The organism is Micrococcus sp. APC 4021 (genome assembly GCF_030407635.1).
Classification (GTDB): Bacteria; Actinomycetota; Actinomycetes; order Actinomycetales; family Micrococcaceae; genus Micrococcus; species Micrococcus luteus.
The window spans coordinates 1-704 of the sequence record NZ_JASDCZ010000234.1 but is presented as its reverse complement, the minus strand read 5'-3'; the positions used below and the strand labels follow the sequence as shown (position 1 = coordinate 704).

Sequence of the window (704 nt, the reverse complement as noted above, 5' to 3'; positions counted from 1 at the left end):
ATTTCGCTACCTTAGGATGGTTATAGTTACCACCGCCGTTTACTGGGGCTTAAGTTCTCCGCTTCGCCGAAGCTAACAGGTCCCCTTAACCTTCCAGCACCGGGCAGGAGTCAGTCCATATACATCGTCTTACGACTTCGCATGGACCTGTGTTTTTGATAAACAGTCGCTTCCCCCTGGTCTCTGCGGCCCCGATCCCCTCACACCAGCACGTGGTGCTCAAGGTTGGGGCCCCCCTTCTCCCGAAGTTACGGGGGCATTTTGCCGAGTTCCTTAACCATGATTCTCTCGATCGCCTTAGTATTCTCTACCTGACCACCTGTGTCGGTTTAGGGTACGGGCAGTTTGAACCTCGCGCCGATGCTTTTCTAGGCAGCATAGGATCACCGGATCACCCACCACGTGGGCGCCCATCAGGCCTCAGGCATACAGCCGGCGGATTTACCTACCGGCAGCCCTACACCCTTAGACCAGGTCATTTCCATTGCCCGGCCCGGCTACCTTCCTGCGTCACACCTGTTAATGCGCTTGCCTCCCCGGTTCAGGTCCCGCGCTCCCCATCACCGTCCCCGTCAAAGACGGGGTTCGGGATGGTTCGGGCGGTTAGTATCACCGGCTCAGCATGGGCGGTTCTTCACTGGTACGGGAATATCAACCCGTTGTCCATCGACTACGCCTGTCGGCCTCGCCTTAGGTCCCGACTT

General features: G+C 57.7%; 1 rRNA gene. It reads right to left on the bottom strand.

Going from position 1 to position 704, the window contains the following annotated elements:
* Positions 1 to 704, bottom strand: a 23S ribosomal RNA gene (locus QL983_RS11365); the annotation flags it as partial.